Source organism: Streptomyces sp. NPDC028305, from assembly GCF_055569495.1.
The window spans coordinates 731,899-747,383 of the sequence record NZ_JBVHTN010000007.1 but is presented as its reverse complement, the minus strand read 5'-3'; the positions used below and the strand labels follow the sequence as shown (position 1 = coordinate 747,383).

Below are 15,485 nucleotides of genomic sequence, written 5' to 3'. Positions count from 1 at the left end.
GCCGCAGCGTAGCGCGCTATGACCCCTATTCGTGACCCAACTCCCTCTTGTTGTGGCGAAATCCACACCCCTAATCTTTGGCGCGCCCGGCAGCGCGCCGCGAAGGCGCATGACAAGGAGCCGTCCATGGCCTTACGCGGACGCCACCGCCGCTACAAGCCCAACCGCATCTCCCGCGCCTCGCTCAGCGTCACGGCGAGCGGCGCCGGTCTCGCCCTGCCCCTGGTCGGAGCGACCGGCGCGAGCGCGGCGAGCGAGGAGACCTGGGACAAGCTCGCCCACTGCGAGTCCACCGAGAACTGGGACATCAACACCGGGAACGGCTTCTACGGAGGCCTCCAGTTCACGCAGTCCACCTGGGCGGCGTACGGCGGGACCGCCTACGCGCCCCGGGCCGACCTGGCCTCCAGGGACCAGCAGATAGCCATCGCCGAGAAGGTGCTCGACGCCCAGGGCCCCGGCGCCTGGCCGAGCTGCTCGGGGCGGGCCGGGCTGGCCCGCGGCGACGCGGAGCCGCACAGTGCGGCCAAGGCCGTCAACGCGTCGGTGACCAAGGGGCAGCAGGCCGCGCAGCCCCGGCGCGCCGAGCCGGCCAAGCAGACGAAGCACGACACGCCGACGCCCACCAGCCTGCCGGGCCGTACCACCGCCAAGGACAGCAAGTATGTGGTGATCAGCGGCGACTCGCTGTCCCGGATCGCCAACCGGCACGAGGTCGGCGGCGGCTGGCAGGCGATCTACCAGGCCAACCGCGAGACCATCGGCGGCGATCCGGATCTGATCTACCCGGGCCAGAGACTAGCCCTGGACGGCTCCCGGGCCAAGCCGCAGGCCAAACCCGAGGCACAGGCCAAGCCCAAGGCGAAGGCCAAGCCCAAGGCCGAACCGAAAGCGAAGCCGAAGACCGCCAAGCCGGAGAGCTCCCACCGGACCACCCCCAAGCCCCCGGCGGCCAAGCCCGCCACCGGCTCCGGCTTCACCCTGCCGGTCAGCGGGGTCAGCCCGACCACGGCCTACCGCGCGGCCGGGAGCAGCTGGTCCAGCGGCCATCACACCGGCATCGACTTTCCCGTGGGCATCGGCACCTCGGTCAAGGCCGTCAGCACCGGCCAGGTGGTCTCGGCGGGCTGGGCCGACGCGTACGGCTATGAGGTGGTCATCCGGCACCCGGACGGCAGATACAGCCAGTACGCGCATCTGTCGCAGCTGTCCGTCCGGGCGGGCCAACAGGTGAGCGGGGGCCAGCAGGTGGGCCGGTCGGGCTCGACGGGCAACGTCACCGGCCCGCATCTCCACTTCGAGATCCGCACCGGCCCCGGCTACGGCTCGGACATCAACCCGCTGGCCTATCTGCGCTCGCACGGCCTCAGCATCTGAGCCTTCGACGCTCGGCGAGCCGGGGCAGGACGTCCCGGGGGCGAGCGCAGACCACGATGCCGTCCACGTCGCGGTGCGATACGAACCCTTCGGCCGCGGCGTGGGCGAGAAAGGCGAGCAGCGGCTGGTAGTAGCCGCCGGTGTCGAGAAGGGCGCAGGGCTTGTCGTGCAGCCCGATCTGAGCCCAGGTCAGCGCCTCGAAGATCTCCTCGGCGGTGCCGAGGCCGCCCGGCAGGGCGACGAAGGCGTCGCCGAGTTCCGCCATGCGCGCCTTGCGCTGGTGCATGTCCGCCACGACCAGCAGCCGGGTGAGTCCGGTGTGGCTGATCTCGTGGCGCTCGAGGTGGCGGGGGATGACGCCCGTGACGGCGGCTCCCCCGCGCAGGGCGGCGTCGGCGACCGCCCCCATCAGACCCACCCGGGCCCCTCCGTACACCAGCTCGAGCCCGGCCTCGGCCACGGCCCGGCCGAACTCGGCCGCCGCTCGCAGATGGACCGGGCGGCAGCCGGAAGAGGCCCCGCAGAAAACCGTGACCCGGCGCAGGGGCGCCTCGGGGCTCACGCTGCGCCATAAATGGCCGAAGGTATTCCGTCGAAAACTTTCGAGAAGATTCTGTCCTGTAAAAAGCCGTGTTCGGCGTGGCGCTCCGCCACCATCCACGCCATCTTCTCCAGTTGCGCCTCGGAGAGCTCATATGAGGTCAGCGATTCCACGCCCACCGAATAGGTGGCGCACCATTCAAGAATCGCTTCGAGCCCGTTGACTGAGGCCGCGAAGAATCGATGGTCCGGGCTCGCCCAAAGGGCGGCCAGCTCTTCGAGCATGCTGCTCCCGGCCCCCTCGGGGACGAGCATCCGGCGCGCCCTGCGCGCCAGGCGGACCACATAGCCCTCCCGGTCCTGGATGTGCAGCAGCCGTACGGTCAGCCGGCAGTCAAGCTCCGGGAGCCGCTCCGCGAAGGCCTGGAGCAGCGAGATGGAGCCGCCCTCGACGATCACGAACCGGTGCTGCTCACCGAGTTGCTCCAGCTTGCGGACGAGCGCGTCCGCCGCCTCCTCGGCCGGGTAGTCCCCGTCGGCGACGGTCCGGTCGCCGAGCCAGGAACGCTCCACGTCCGCCGTCTCCTCACCGGCCCGGGCGCTGGTGGTGGCCAGGTCGGTGAAGCACTGGATCCGGTCGGCCACCACGATCGGAGCGCCCGTGATCCGGGCCAGCGCGGTGGCGGCCGCGCTCTTTCCGACGCCGGTGGGTCCGGCGATGACATGCACGAACTGCGGGCTTCCGCCAGGTGATCCAGCCATCGAAATCCCCTTCGCCGCAACTTTCCTGACGGTGAATCACGGTAACCCCGCTGGCCTCCTGCGCATCCCTAGCCAAGGCATCAAAACAGTAAACGAATGGGCAAGTAATTAAAGGTTGAATATTTAACGCCCTCCTTACTTGCCCGGGGCCACACTCCGGATCACACCATTCTCGGGCAGCCCGAATGGTATTCACGAGAGGACCGGGCATGACTCGACTGTCGGATCCGCCATCAGCAATTCTCGATCGATTCGGCAAGGGATGGGATCCGGACACGCTCTCGACCCTGGCCGGATCGGTTCCGGTCAACCTCGGCGCACCCGTCGAGCGCGTTCTGCAACAACTCGGGCCGGTTCTCGGCCACTCCGGGGGACGTACGGTGCTGGTCGGTTACGGCGCCTCGCCCGACACCGCGCCGCAGGACGTGGCGCTCTTCGGTACGCTCCCCGGCTGGAGCGTCCATGTGCCGGGACACCCCGACGAGGTCGGGCGGCTGCTGCGGGAGGCCGCGGCCGGCGACGGCAGCGCGTACATCCGACTCCCCGAACAAGGCAACGCCGAACCCCACGGCGCCTCGGGGGCGTTCGAGGTCATCAGGCTGGGCGCGGGCGGTGTGGTGCTGGCCGTGGGCCCCACGCTGGACACGGTGGTGCGCGCCACCGCCGGACTGGACCTGACCGTTCTGTACGCCTCGACGATCCGCCCCTTCGACGCGGTCGGCCTGCGCACCGCGGTGCTGGCCGCCGACCGGGCCGACGTCGTCCTGGTCGAGCCCCATCTGGCCGGCACCTCGGCGCGGTGTGTCGCCGAGGCCCTGGTGAACGTCCCGCACCGGCTCCGTGCCCTCGGCACCCCCTGGGACGCCGCGGCGCCCGCCCCCGTGCTCGACGAGGCGGGCATCGCCGCGGCGGTCAGGGCCTTCCTGCGCTGAAGGCGCCAAGCCGGCACACACTTCCCGGGAGGAAGCCGATGAACGTTCTCCTGATCTCCGGCATGGGGCCGGAGGTACCGAACAAGAAGCTTCTGGAGGGCTCCTCGTTCGAGGCGTTACTGGCCCCGGCGGGCCACCGCGCGGCCGCCGGGCGGCGCGAGGTGTTCGACCTGTCCCTCCTGCGCACGGCGGACGCGACAAGACGCCCGCTGCTGCGTCCGAGGCGCACCGGCGGCCGGGCCCGCGCGGTCAGCTCGGTGCGCCTCTCCGCACCCGTCGAGGAGGAACACGAGCCGGAGACGGCACCCCATCTGACCACCTTCACCCTTCAGTCGATCCTTCTGGCCGCCGGATTCGACCACGAGGTGTTCCCGATCGAGCGGATCTGGACCGGCTCCGCGGTGGAACCCCCGGCCGACGTGGACGTGGTGCTGCTCTCGACGACGTTCATCTGGGATCGCCGCACCCTCGCCAAGGCCGTGAGCTGGGTGGAGGAACGCTGCCCCACCGCGGTCCTGGTGCTCGGCGGGCAGTACAGCAACCTCAAGTTCCAGCGGATCCTGTCCGATCACCCCTTCGTCCGGTACATCGTCCGAGGCGACGCCGAGGCCGCCCTGCCCGCGCTGCTGCGCGCCCTGCGCACCAAGGGCGACGTGGCCGAGATCCCCAACCTGGTGTGGCGCGACCGCGACACGGACCGGCTGCGCATGACCCGGATCGAGTACATCGACCTGGACGCGCAGCCCTCGCCCAGCCCGGTCGGCACGCTCCCGGTCGTCCCCTACGAGTCCATGCGCGGCTGTCCGTTCAGCTGCAAGTACTGCTCCTTCCCCGCCGCGTCGCCGAAGTGGCGCTACAAGTCGGCCCAGAAGATCGCCGACGACTTCCTGCGCTACCGCCGCGAGAACGGGGCCGAGTACATCAAGGCCCTGGATTCGACGTTCACGGTGCCGCCGACCCGGCTGCGCGCGCTGCTGCCGCTGCTGGCGGAGGCGGACGTCGGCTGGGAGGCGTACACACGCGCCAACTCGATCCGGGACCGGGAGGTCGTGGCGGACCTTGAACGGGCGCACTGCCGCGCGCTGTCCATCGGCTTCGAGTCGATGAACGACACGACGCTGGGCTATATGCACAAGCAGGTCAAGGCGCGCGCCAACCGGACGGCCTTCGAGCTGCTCTCGGACAGCTCGATCCACTCCTTCGTCTCGTTCATCGTCGGCTATCCCGGTGAGACGCCCGAACTCTTCGAGGACACCCGGCGGTTCCTGGTCTCGGAGTACTCCGGCCAGTTCGCGCTCTACGTCTTCATGATGAACGACGAGACCATGCCGGTCTGGCAGGAGGCCGACCGCTTCGGCCTGGAGGTCTTCGACCTGGACGGCGAGGCGGAGGACTGGACCCACCACGGGATGGACAGCCGCACCGCCGCCCGGCTCCAGCTGGAGACCCTGCGCGAGGTGCGCTGGAAGAACGACCACGCGATCGCCCGGGTGTGGCAGCACGGCTTCGAGTCCCCCCTGCTGCCCGGCCGGTCGCCGGCGCGGAACGCGGTGGTGGAGAAGCTGGTGGACCGCCTCGGGATGCTGAGCGCCGACGTCCGCGACCCGGCCGAGGCCGCACGCCGCAGGGACCGTCTGCTGTCCGAACTCGCCGGACACGGCGTGGTCACGGCCCGCTGAGGTCGTACTGACACGCTTGCAGATGGAACAGCTCGGCGTAGATGCCGCCCTGGTCCAGCAGCTCCTGCGGGGTGCCCGACTCGGTCACCCGCCCCTCATGGAGGACGTGGATCAGGTCGGCGTGCCGGACGGAGGCCAGCCGGTGGGTGATCAGGACGACGGTCTGCCCCTCCCCCGTGAGGGCGCGGATCTGCTCGAAGACGGCGAGTTCCGCGCGGGCGTCGAGGGCGGAGGTGGGCTCGTCGACCAGCAGCACGGGGGCCGCGCGGTAGCGGGCGCGGGCGATGCCCAGCCGCTGCCACTGGCCGCCGGAGAGCTGGTGGCCGCCGCGGAACTCCCGGGCCAGCAGGGTGTCCCAGCCGTGCGGCAGCCCGGCGACGATGTCGTCCGCCCCGGCGTAGACCGCCGCGCGGTCCAGGGCCGCGGCGCGGATGGGGGTCTCCGGGCTGCCGATCGCGACATTGGCCTTGGCGGTGAAGGGCCAGCGCTTGAAGTCCTGGTTGACCATGGCGATCCGGGAGAAGAGCTGCTCCCGGTCGGCCTCCGCGATATCGGTGCCGTCCCACAGGATCCGCCCCGAGTCCGGCATATGGAGTCCGGCGAGCAGCTTGACCAGGGTGGACTTGCCGGACCCGTTCTCGCCGACGAGCGCGACCACGCCCCCGCCGGGAATGGTGAGACTGACCTTGTCCAGTGCGGGCCGGTCGCTGCCGGGGTAGGTGAAGGAGACGGACTCGAAGCGGATCTCCTCCGGCTCCTTCGGCAGCGGCAGCCCGCCCTGGGGGATGGCGCACCGCTCGGCGTCCTCGCACAGCCGGTCCAGGTCCTGGACGAACAGCATCTCCTCGTAGAGCTGGTTGAGCTGGAGCACCAGCGTGGACAGGTTCTGCGAGCCGGTGCGGATGGCGATGACCGCGGTCCCCGCGACGGACAGCTCCATGCCGCCGGTGAGCAGCAGCCCGGCGAGCGCCGAGTACGTGGCGAGGGTCGCCGCTCCGGTGAACGCCGCGGCGATCAGCTCGGTGCGGGCCGCGGCGTCGGCCAGTCGGGTCTGCTCGGCCTCGGCGGACTCCGACATCCGGCGGAAGTGGCGCAGCAGGAAGCGGCCGACGCCGTGCACCCGGACCTCCTGCGCGGCCTCGCGCTCGGTGAGCAGCCGGCTGAGCAGATGGCCCGCGCGGGCGTGTTCGATCATGGTGTGGAAGGAGAGATAGCGGCGGCGGGCGATGCGCAGCGCGCTCCAGCTGCGCGGCAGGGCGATGAGCACCAGCAGCGGCAGCAGCACGGGGTGCAGCACCGTCAGCACCCCGGCCGCGGCGACGACCGCGAGCAGCCCGTTGACCACCGCCACGCAGTACCTGACCATGCGCCGGGCCGAAGAGGCCCCGTATTGGGCGGAGTCCAGCAGCCGGTGGAACTCCGCGTCCTCGATCGCGGACAGCTCCACCCGGGCCGCGCACTCCAGATACCGTTCGGTCGCGAGCCGTTCGACCTTGGGCTCCAGTCGGCCGGTTCCCGCCGTCGACGCCGAGGCCAGCAGCGCGCCGAGGACCGCCACCACGCCGACCACGATCAGGGACGGCAGGGCGCCCCGCAGCCGGTCGGCCGTGGCCCCGTCGGCCAGCAGCGCCGCCAGCGCGTCGTTCACCGCCACCAGGCTGAACGCCTGGCCGATGCCCTGGCCGAGTTCGGCCGCCGCGACCGTGCGCAGCGCCTTGCGGTCGGCGGCCCAGGCGAGCCGTACGGTGGAGCCCACCAGGCGCGGCAGCCTGCGGGCCATGGCCCATAACGACAGATGCAGATAGGCGTCGTCGTAGCGGCTGAATCCCATGTCGTACCGGAGCCGTCCGCCGAAGAGCAGTCGCTCGGACTCCGATGTCTCGTCAGTGGCCTGCTGGTTGCGTCGCCGCGGCCACGGCATCGCACCACCCCCTCCGCGTGCGCACCGCGTCAGTTTCCCGTAGCGGAGGGTCCATCCGCGATGCATTTCCGGTCGGCCTTCGGCGCTCCGTGGCACGATGTGCGAGGTACGGGCGTCGTGCGCCCGCCGTGGGGTGGGGTACGCGCCCTTCGCCCGACAGAAAACGGAGGAGAGTGCCGGGTGCGTCTGGCCCACGACGATCCGCGGCTGCGCTATCGGGGGGCGGTGTCGCTGGAGCGGGGCCCCGGCTGGACCGCGCCCTGGCGGCTGCCGCACCGGGAGGCCGCGCTCCATCTGCCCGAGGGCGGGCTGGGGCGGGCCGCGATGCCGTCGGGGGTGCGGGTGGCGCTGCGCACCGACAGCACCGGGCTGACCTGCCGCTACCAGGCGGATCCCGCGCCGAAGCTCAACGGGCCGCCGGAGGTGGCCCGGCTGGATGTGCTGTGCGAGGGGCGGCACACGGCCACCGTCGAACTGCAAACGCACGGCGGGGACGCGGAGTTCCGGGTCGACGGGCTGGGCGGCCGGCCGGGAAGCCTGGCGACGGTCGAGCTGTGGCTGCCCTTCTACCACCAGTTCCGGCTGTGCGAGGTGGCGCTGGACGCGGGCGCGGCGGTCGAGCGCGACGGCGCCGAGGGGCGGCCGCGCTGGATCCACTACGGCAGCTCCATCTCGCAGGGGCGCGGCGCCGCCTCCCCGAGCCGGGCATGGACGGCCCTGGTGGCCCGGCGCGCCGGGTGGGAGCTGACCTCGCTGGCGCTGGGGGCGGCCTGCCAGCTTCAGCCGATGACCGCGCGGCTGATGCGGGACCTGCCGGCCGAGCTGCTCACCGTCTGCGTCGGGATCAACATCCAGGCACTGGGCAGCCACAACCGCGACTCGCTGACCTCGTCGCTCGTCGGCTTTGTGCAAACGGTGCGCGAGGGGCATCCGACGACCCCGTTCGCGGTGATGTCGAGCATCGTCGCGCCGGAGCGGGAGGAGGTGCCGGGGCCGTCCGGGATGACGATGCGCGAGTGCCGGGCGCACATACGGCGCGCGGTGGAGCTGCTGCGTGCGCACGGGGACACGAATCTGCACTATGTGCACGGCCCTGAGGTGTTCGGGCCGAGCTGTACGCGGCTGCTGCTGGAGCCCGAGGGCCTGGACCGGCTGCACCCCGCGCCCGCGGGCCACCCCGTCTTCGCCGCGCGCTTTCTGACGACCCTGCGCCGCGCGGGGTGCACCCCGGCGGGTCCGGCCCGCTCATGACGCCCCGTACACCGGGCGGGGCGGCTCGGCGTCGGCGAGCAGCTTCCGGGCGGCCTCGCCCGCCTCGGCCGGGGTCCAGCGGGCACCCTTGTCGGCGGTGGGGCCCGGCCGCCAGCCCTCCATGACGGTGATCCGCCCGGCCTCGGCCTCGAAGACCCGGCCGGTGACGCCCGCACTGTCGGCGGAGGCGAGCCAGACGACGAGCGGCGAGACGTTCCCGGGGGCCATCGCGTCGAAGGCGTCCGCCGCGTCCGGCGCCGCCATGGTCTCGGGATGAGTCCGCTCGGTCATCCGGGTGCGGGCGGCCGGGGCGATGGCGTTGACCTGGATGCCGTAGCGGCCCAGCTCGGCGGCGGCCACGAGGGTGAGCCCGACGATCCCGGCCTTGGCAGCGGAGTAGTTGCCCTGGCCGACGCTGCCCAGCAGCCCGGCCCCGGAGCCGGTGTTGACCACGCGGGCAGCCGGGGCGCGGCCCGCCTTCGCCTCGGCGCGCCAGTGAGCGGCGGCGTGCCGCAGCGGCAGGAAGTGGCCCTTGAGGTGGACGCGCACCACCGCGTCCCAGTCGTCCTCGTCCAGGTTGATCAGCATGCGGTCGCGCAGAAAGCCCGCGTTGTTGACGAGGCAGTCGAGCCGGCCGTAGGTGTCGAGGGCGGTGGCGACCAGCGAGGCCGCGCCGTCGGCGGTGGCGATGTCGCCGCCGTGCGCGACCGCCTCGCCGCCCAGCGCCCGGATCTCCCCGGCGACGTCCTGGGCCGGGCTGCCCCGGTCCGCCGCGCCGTCCCCGCCGTCCAGGGCCACGCCGAGGTCGTTGACCACGACCCTCGCGCCCTCGGCCGCGAGGGCCAGCGCGTGCGCGCGCCCCAGGCCGCGGCCCGCTCCGGTGACGACGGCGACCCGCCCCTCGCACAGTCCGGTCATCGTGAGTCCTCCCGCTGGTTGACGTTGGCGGCGTCGAGGAACGCCGGGCGTTCACCGCCGCCGTGGACGTGCAGGGCGGCGCCGCTGATGTACGCGGCGAGGTCGGAGGCGAGGAAGACGCAGGCGTCGCCCGCCTCGCCCGGCTCGGCCAGCCGCCCGAGGGGGACGGTGCGGCCGACGGCGGCGAGCCCGGCCTCGTCGCCGTAGTGCAGATGGGACAGTTCGGTGCGGACCATGCCCAGCACCACGGTGTTGACCCGCACCGTGGGGGCCCACTCCACCGCGAGGGAGCGGGCGAGGTTCTCGAGCCCCGCCTTGGCGGCTCCGTAGGCGGCGGTGCCGGGCGACGGGCGGGTCCCGCTGACGCTGCCGATCATCACGATGGAGCCGCCGCGCCGCTGATGTCGCATCACCTCATAGGCGGCGAGGGAGACGGTCAGGGGTGCGATGAGATTCAGCTCGACGACACGCGCGGCGCGGCGCGGCCCGGCGGCGGCGAGCAGTCCGAACGGGCTGCCTCCGGCGTTGTTGACCAGCAGGTCCAGCCGTCCGTACGAGTCGCGCAGCCGCGCGAGGAAGGCGCCGACGGCGTCCGGGTCCCGGACGTCGAGCGGCAGGAAGCGGGCGGTGCGGCCCGCCGCTTCGACGGGCCTCTCCCCGGGCCGGCGCGCGCAGACCACCACCTCGGCGCCCGCGGCGAGCAGCGCCCGCGCGATGCCCGCCCCCACGCCCCGCGTGCCCCCGGTGACGAGGGCGACGCGCCCGGCCAGATCGACGGTGACCGCCACGTGACACCTCCCGCTGCGCCCCGACCGCTGCTACCTTCTCGCCTAACAAATGTTTGGTGGAAAGGTAGCGGATCTGCTCATGGGTGTCTCCACCTCCGCCCCACACGCGGGCATCGCCGTCGTCACCGTGGACTTCCCACCCGTCAACGCCCTTCCCGTACAGGGCTGGTACGAGCTCGCCGCGGCCGTGCGCGGCGCGGGCAGCGACCCGGAGGTGCGCTGTGTCGTCCTCGCCGCCGCCGGCCGGGGCTTCAACGCGGGCGTGGACATCAAGGAGATGCAGCGCACCGAGGGGCATGGGGCTCTGATCGGCGCCAACCACGGCTGCTACGAGGCGTTCGCCGCCGTCTACGACTGCCAGGTCCCGGTCGTCGCCGCGGTGCACGGCTTCTGCCTCGGCGGCGGCATCGGCCTGGTCGGCAACGCCGACGCGATCGTCGCCAGCGACGACGCGACGTTCGGGCTGCCGGAGCTGGACCGGGGCGCCCTGGGCGCGGCCACCCATCTGGCCCGGCTGGTGCCGCAGCACCTGATGCGCGCGCTGTACTACACCTCGCGCACCGTGACCGCCGAGGAGTTGCACCGGCACGGCTCGGTGTGGCGGGTCGTGCCGCGCGCCGAGCTGTCGGCGGCGGCGCTGGCGCTGGCCCGCGAGATCGCCGCCAAGGACGGTGCGCTGCTGCGGCTGGCCAAGGCCGCGATCAACGGCATCGACCCGGTCGATGTGCGCCGCAGCTACCGCTTCGAGCAGGGCTTCACCTTCGAGGCCAACCTGAGCGGGATCGCCGACCGGCACCGCGAGGCGTTCGTGTCCGGCGTTTCCGAGGCGGGTGAGCGGCGTTGAGGCCCGGCAGCGGCAAACGCATGTCCCTGGAGGAGGCCGTCGGCCGGATCGAGAGCGGCATGACGGTCGGCATCGGCGGCTGGGGGTCGCGGCGCAAGCCCATGGCGCTGGTGCGGGCGCTGCTGCGCTCCCCGGTCACCGATCTGACCGTGGTCTCGTACGGCGGGCCGGACGTCGGGCTGCTGGCTGCCGCCGGGAAGATCCGCAAGCTGGTCGCCGCCTTCGCCACGCTCGACTCGATCCCGCTCGAACCGCACTTCAGGGCGGCGCGCGAGCGCGGGGAGCTCGAACTGGTGGAGCTGGACGAGGCGATGTTCATGTGGGGGCTGACCGCCGCCGTCCACCGGCTGCCGTTCATGCCGGTGCGGGCGGGGCTCGGCTCGGACGTGATGACGGTTAATCCGGGGCTGCGGACGGTCACCTCGCCGTACGAGGACGGGGAGGAGCTGGTGGCGGTGCCCGCGCTGCGGCTGGACGCCGCGCTGGTCCACCTCAACCGGGCCGACGCACACGGCAACGGCCAGTACCTGGGCCCGGACCCGTACTTCGACGACCTGTTCTGCGAGGCCGCCGAAGCGGCATACGTCTCCTGCGAGCGCCTCGTCGACAGCGCGGAGTTCGCGGCGGCGGGCGGTCCGCAGACGCTGCTGGTCAAGCGCCACTCGGTGACCGGCGTGATCGAGACCCCGAACGGCGCCCACTTCACCTCCTGCGCCCCCGACTACGGGCGCGACGAGGCGTTCCAGAGCGCGTACGCGAAGGCCGCCGCGGACCCGGGCGCGTGGCGGGAGTTCACCGAGCGCTTCCTGAGCGGGGACGAGGGCGCGTACCAGACGGCGGTGGCGGCGTTCGCGGAGGAGGGCGCATGAGCACGGTCACCCGGGCCGAATACTGCGTGGTCGCCTGCGCGGAGGCGTGGCGCGGCGACGGCGAGGTCCTCGCCGCCCCGATGGGCGCCGTGCCGCGCGCCGGCGCCCAGCTGGCGCGGCTCACCTTCGCGCCCGACCTGCTGCTCACCGACGGCGAGGCGCTGCTGCTGGGCGCCGGGCCGGGGGTGGTGGAGGGCTGGCTGCCCTACCGCCAGCACCTCGCGCTGGTCACCGCGGGCAAGCGCCATGTGATGATGGGCGCCAGTCAGCTGGACCGGCACGGCAACCAGAACATCAGCTGCATCGGCGACTGGAAGCGGCCCCGGCGGCAGCTGCTGGGCGTGCGCGGCGCGCCCGTCAACACGCTGAACAACCCGACGAGTTACTGGGTGCCCCGGCACTCCCGGCGTGTCTTCGTCGAACGCGTCGACATGGTCTGCGGCGTCGGCTACGACCGGGCGGCCGCCGCCGGGCCCTCCGCCACCCGCTTCCACCGCATCCCGTGCGTCGTGACCGACCTCGCGGTCCTGGACTTCGCCACGCCCGACCGCACCATGCGGGTGCGCTCCCTGCACCCGGGGGTGAGCGCCGGTCAGGTGCGGGAGGCCACCGGCTTCCCGCTCGACATCGCGGACGACGTCCCGTACACCCGTGAGCCCACGGCGGCGGAGCTGCGGCTGATTCGGGAGGTCATCGACCCGGAGGGGCTGCGCGAGCGCGAGGTGCCCGCGTAATGGACACCCCGCTGACCGAACTCGTCGGTGTGCGCCATCCGATCGTGCAGACCGGCATGGGGTGGGTCGCCGGGCCGCGGCTGGTGTCCGCCACCGCCAACGCCGGTGCCCTCGGCATCCTGGCCTCCGCCACCATGACCCCGCACCAGCTGCGGTCGGCCGTACGGGAGGTCGGATCGCGCACCGACGCGCCCTTCGGCGTGAACCTGCGGGCGGACGCGGCGGACGCCGAGGAGCGGGTGCGGATCATCATCGAGGAGGGGGTGCGGGTCGCGTCCTTCGCGCTCGCCCCCACGCGCGAGCTGATCGCCCGGCTGAAGGACGCGGGCGTGGTCGTCATCCCGTCCGTCGGGGCCCGGCGACACGCCGAGAAGGTCGCCGCCTGGGGCGCGGATGCGGTCGTGGTCCAGGGCGGCGAGGGCGGCGGCCATACCGGGAGCGTCGGCACCGCCGTGCTGCTGCCCCAGGTCGTGGACGCGGTCGACATCCCCGTCGTGGCGGCCGGCGGCTTCTTCGACGGGCGCGGGCTGGTGGCCGCGCTCGCGTACGGCGCCGCGGGGATCGCCATGGGCACCCGCTTTCTGCTCACCTCCGACAGCACGGTCCCGGACCCGGTCAAGGCCCGCTATCTCGCGGCGTCGGTCGCCGATGTCACCGTCACCACGGCGGTCGACGGGCTCCCCCACCGGATGCTGCGCAGCGAGCTGGTCGCGTCCCTGGAACGGTCCGGGCGCGTCGCGGCGCTGACGCGGGCGCTGCGACACGCCGCGGCCTTCCGGCGGCTGTCCGGGCTGAGCTGGGCGCGAATGGTGCGGGACGGGCTGGCGATGAAGCACGGCAAGGAGCTGACCTGGAGTCAGGTGCTGCTGGCCGCCAACACGCCGATGCTGCTGAAGGCGTCGATGGTGGACGGCCGCACGGACAGCGGGGTGATGGCCTCCGGGCAGGTCGCCGGGGTGATCGACGACCTGCCGTCGTGCGCGGAGCTGGTGGAGCGGGTGATGGCGGAGGCGGCGGAGGTCGTCGACCGCCTCACAGCCGCTCGATGATCGTCGTATTCGCCTGGCCGCCACCCTCGCACATCGTCTGCAAGCCGTAGCGCCCACCCGTGCGCTCCAGTTCGTGCAGCAGGGTCGTCATCAGCTTGGTGCCGGTGGCGCCGAGGGGGTGGCCGAGGGCGATGGCGCCGCCGTTGACGTTGACCTTCTCCGGGTCGGCGCCGGTCTCCCGCAGCCAGGCCAGCACCACGGGGGCGAAGGCCTCGTTGATCTCCACCAGGTCGATGTCGTCGATGGTCATGCCGGTCTTCTTCAGCGCGTGCGCCGTCGCCGGGATCGGCGCGGACAGCATCCGGATCGGGTCCTCGCCGCGCACCGAGAGGTGGTGGACGCGGGCGCGCGGCGTCAGGCCGTGTTCGCGCACCGCCCGCTCGGAGGCGATCAGCATCGCCGCGGCCCCGTCGGAGACCTGGGAGGACAGGGCGGCGGTGATCCGGCCGCCCTCCATGACCGGTTTGAGTCCGGCCATCTTCTCCAGGCTGGTGTCCCGGCGCGGGCCCTCGTCGGCGGTGACCTCCCCGTACGACACGAGCTCGCGGTCGAAGCGGCCCTCGTCCATGGCGCGGATCGCCCGCTGATGCGAGCGCAGCGCGAACTCCTCCATCGCCTCGCGGGTGATGCCCCACTTCTCGGCGATCAGCTCGGCGCCGTAGAACTGGTTGACCGGCCGGTCGCCGTAGCGCGCCCGCCAGCCCTCCGAGCCCGCGTAGGGGCCCTCGGTCAGCCCGAGCGGCACCGTCGCCTGGCGGCTGGCGAAGGCGATGGGCACCATCGACATGTTCTGCACCCCGCCCGCGACCACCAGGTCCTGGGTGCCGGAGAGAACCGCCTGCGCCGCGAAGTGGATCGCCTGCTGCGAGGAGCCGCACTGCCGGTCGACGGTCACGCCCGGGACCTCCTCGGGCAGCCCGGCGGCCAGCCAGCAGGTGCGCGCGATGTCCCCGGCCTGCGGGCCGACGGTGTCCAGGCAGCCGAGGACCACGTCCTCGACGGCGGCGGGGTCGGCGCCCGAGCGCTCCATCAGGGCGCGCAGTGCGTGCGCGCCGAGGTCGGCCGGGTGGACGGACGCAAGTCCGCCGTTCCGCTTGCCGACGGGGGTCCGTACCGCTTCGACGATGTATGCCTCGGCCATGATCCCTCCTGTCCGGTGGTGTCCCGGTGGTCAGGCCCGCGGGGTGACGCCGTCCAGGACCATCGACAGGTACTGGCGGGCGATCTCCTCGGGGCTGTGCTGTCCGCCCGGCCGGTACCACGAGGCGGCGACCCAGACGGTGTCGCGCAGAAAGCGGTACGCAAGCCGGATGTCGAGGTCCGCGCGGAAGACCCCCTCGGCCACCCCCCGCTCGAGCGTGCCCAGCCACGCCTCCTCGAACTTCCGCTGCGAGACGGTGAGATAGCCGAAGCGGGGCTGGGCGGAGAGGTGCTTGGACTCCTTCTGGTAGATGGCGACCGCCGCCCGGTGCCGGTCGATCTCCCGGAAGGACTCGGTGACGAGCGCCTCGATGGTCTCCCTGGGGCCGAGCCCGGCGCCGAGCACGGCCTCGTAACCGGCCCACAGCTCGTCCAGGAAGGTGGAGAGGATCTCGTCGACCATCGCCTCCTTCGAGTCGAAGTGGTAGTACAGGCTGCCCGCGAGCATCCCCACCTCGTCGGCGATGCGGCGCACGGTGGTCGCGTTGTACCCGTGTGCGGCGAACACCTCCGCCGCCGTCGAGAGCAGTTCGCGGCGTCGCTGGGGGGACGGGGTCACGGTGGTCTTCTTGCTGTTCTCGCTCGTCTTCGGCACCTGTCCATTCTCCCGGCCCCTCCGCC

15 protein-coding genes are annotated in these 15,485 nt (G+C 72.5%); 8 read left to right on the top strand and 7 right to left on the bottom strand.

Annotation, left to right across the window (positions count from 1 at the left end; all coding sequences use genetic code 11):
- Positions 1-126: 126 nt before the first annotated feature.
- A complete protein-coding gene (locus tag ACZ4WQ_RS32800) occupies positions 127-1,377 on the top strand; it encodes a transglycosylase family protein (protein ID WP_385347409.1) in 1,251 nt (416 codons plus the stop codon).
- On the opposite strand, the gene ACZ4WQ_RS32795 is transcribed toward ACZ4WQ_RS32800, so the two are convergent.
- Both ACZ4WQ_RS32795 and ACZ4WQ_RS32790 read right to left on the bottom strand, forming a co-directional pair.
- Positions 1,367-1,939: an LOG family protein gene (locus ACZ4WQ_RS32795; protein ID WP_358842457.1), complete on the bottom strand. Its 573-nt coding sequence runs from the start codon at positions 1,937-1,939 to the stop codon at positions 1,367-1,369. The genes ACZ4WQ_RS32800 and ACZ4WQ_RS32795 overlap by 11 nt on opposite strands.
- The gene (locus ACZ4WQ_RS32790) at positions 1,936-2,679 is read right to left on the bottom strand and encodes an isopentenyl transferase family protein (protein ID WP_398373589.1); all 744 of its coding nucleotides are present in this window, start codon (positions 2,677-2,679) and stop codon (positions 1,936-1,938) included. Before ACZ4WQ_RS32790 ends, ACZ4WQ_RS32795 begins: the two co-directional genes overlap by 4 nt.
- A 209-nt stretch (positions 2,680-2,888) precedes the next feature.
- Here ACZ4WQ_RS32790 and ACZ4WQ_RS32785 point away from each other — a divergent pair, with 209 nt between their 5' ends.
- Complete coding sequence (locus tag ACZ4WQ_RS32785) at positions 2,889-3,611, top strand: transketolase (RefSeq protein ID WP_398373588.1); 723 nt, start codon at positions 2,889-2,891, stop codon at positions 3,609-3,611.
- 38 nt (positions 3,612-3,649) lie between these two features.
- Complete coding sequence (locus ACZ4WQ_RS32780; RefSeq protein ID WP_398373587.1) at positions 3,650-5,290, top strand: B12-binding domain-containing radical SAM protein; 1,641 nt, start codon at positions 3,650-3,652, stop codon at positions 5,288-5,290.
- Here ACZ4WQ_RS32780 and ACZ4WQ_RS32775 read toward each other — a convergent pair.
- The gene (locus ACZ4WQ_RS32775; protein WP_468022639.1) at positions 5,277-7,211 is read right to left on the bottom strand and encodes an ABC transporter ATP-binding protein; all 1,935 of its coding nucleotides are present in this window, start codon (positions 7,209-7,211) and stop codon (positions 5,277-5,279) included. The genes ACZ4WQ_RS32780 and ACZ4WQ_RS32775 overlap by 14 nt on opposite strands.
- A gap of 180 nt (positions 7,212-7,391) precedes the next feature.
- Here ACZ4WQ_RS32775 and ACZ4WQ_RS32770 point away from each other — a divergent pair, with 180 nt between their 5' ends.
- On the top strand, positions 7,392-8,462 hold the full coding sequence (locus ACZ4WQ_RS32770) for an SGNH/GDSL hydrolase family protein (RefSeq protein ID WP_468022638.1): 1,071 nt from the start codon (positions 7,392-7,394) through the stop codon (positions 8,460-8,462).
- Here ACZ4WQ_RS32770 and ACZ4WQ_RS32765 read toward each other — a convergent pair.
- Together ACZ4WQ_RS32765 and ACZ4WQ_RS32760 are read right to left on the bottom strand one after the other, a co-directional pair.
- Positions 8,457-9,380, bottom strand: a complete 924-nt coding sequence (locus ACZ4WQ_RS32765; protein ID WP_311728757.1) for an SDR family oxidoreductase — start codon at positions 9,378-9,380, stop codon at positions 8,457-8,459. The genes ACZ4WQ_RS32770 and ACZ4WQ_RS32765 overlap by 6 nt on opposite strands.
- Entirely contained in the window at positions 9,377-10,168 is a 792-nt protein-coding gene (locus ACZ4WQ_RS32760; protein ID WP_468022637.1) for an SDR family oxidoreductase, read from the bottom strand. Before ACZ4WQ_RS32760 ends, ACZ4WQ_RS32765 begins: the two co-directional genes overlap by 4 nt.
- Positions 10,169-10,247: 79 nt before the next feature.
- On the opposite strand from ACZ4WQ_RS32760, the gene ACZ4WQ_RS32755 reads away from it, so the two are divergent.
- From ACZ4WQ_RS32755 to ACZ4WQ_RS32740, 4 genes are read left to right on the top strand one after another with little or no spacing between them, the layout of a single operon-like run.
- Entirely contained in the window at positions 10,248-11,012 is a 765-nt protein-coding gene (locus tag ACZ4WQ_RS32755) for an enoyl-CoA hydratase family protein (RefSeq protein WP_311728760.1), read from the top strand.
- Between the two features lie 20 nt (positions 11,013-11,032).
- Positions 11,033-11,881 (top strand): CoA transferase subunit A, encoded by an 849-nt coding sequence (locus tag ACZ4WQ_RS32750; protein ID WP_311728761.1) that lies wholly within the window; start codon positions 11,033-11,035, stop codon positions 11,879-11,881.
- Positions 11,878-12,615 (top strand): CoA-transferase subunit beta, encoded by a 738-nt coding sequence (locus tag ACZ4WQ_RS32745; protein WP_311728762.1) that lies wholly within the window; start codon positions 11,878-11,880, stop codon positions 12,613-12,615. Before ACZ4WQ_RS32750 ends, ACZ4WQ_RS32745 begins: the two co-directional genes overlap by 4 nt.
- Positions 12,615-13,664: an NAD(P)H-dependent flavin oxidoreductase gene (locus ACZ4WQ_RS32740; RefSeq protein ID WP_468022636.1), complete on the top strand. Its 1,050-nt coding sequence runs from the start codon at positions 12,615-12,617 to the stop codon at positions 13,662-13,664. Before ACZ4WQ_RS32745 ends, ACZ4WQ_RS32740 begins: the two co-directional genes overlap by 1 nt.
- Here ACZ4WQ_RS32740 and ACZ4WQ_RS32735 read toward each other — a convergent pair.
- Positions 13,648-14,805 (bottom strand): acetyl-CoA C-acetyltransferase, encoded by a 1,158-nt coding sequence (locus ACZ4WQ_RS32735; protein WP_358842467.1) that lies wholly within the window; start codon positions 14,803-14,805, stop codon positions 13,648-13,650. The genes ACZ4WQ_RS32740 and ACZ4WQ_RS32735 overlap by 17 nt on opposite strands.
- Before the next feature lie 30 nt (positions 14,806-14,835).
- Positions 14,836-15,459 carry a TetR/AcrR family transcriptional regulator gene (locus tag ACZ4WQ_RS32730; protein WP_311728765.1) on the bottom strand — a complete coding sequence of 208 codons (624 nt, stop codon included), beginning with the start codon at positions 15,457-15,459 and terminating at the stop codon, positions 14,836-14,838.
- Positions 15,460-15,485 lie beyond the last annotated feature (26 nt).